This is a genomic window from Colwellia ponticola (assembly GCF_005885605.1).
GTDB lineage: Bacteria > Pseudomonadota > Gammaproteobacteria > Enterobacterales > Alteromonadaceae > Colwellia > Colwellia ponticola.
Map to the genome: position 1 here is coordinate 1 of NZ_SZVP01000215.1, position 408 is coordinate 408.

1 protein-coding gene is annotated in these 408 nt (G+C 37.0%); it reads left to right on the forward strand.

Annotated features, from left to right (window positions below; all coding sequences use genetic code 11):
• On the forward strand, nt 1-408 hold a 408-nt coding region (locus tag FCS21_RS17950), incomplete at both ends, for an ATP-binding protein (protein ID WP_246047330.1).

A 408-nucleotide genomic window follows, 5' to 3' on the forward strand; every position in this document is an offset into this window, starting at 1 on the left:
ATTCACTAAAAGAACTGGCTTTTGTCAACAACAATAACTTTACACTGGAAATTGATCCTGCGATCCCTGATTACTTGATTGGAGATCCAACCAAATTATCACAGATTATACTAAATTTGATTAACAACGCGTTGAAGTTTACTAAAAATGGTGACGTTAGTATCATTGCAAAACTGGAAACTTTAGAGCATCCAACGGCGACCTTATATTTTGAAATAACAGATACCGGAATCGGAATTCCCGAAGATAAGTTGGTCAGCGTTTTTGACAGTTTTTCTCAAGGTTCAATTGAAGTCAATAGAAAATACGGCGGTACGGGTCTGGGATTAACGATTGTAAAAAAATTAACTCAAATTCTTGGCGGACAAATCGAACTTTCAAGTGTCGTGGGCCAAGGTTCTACCTTTT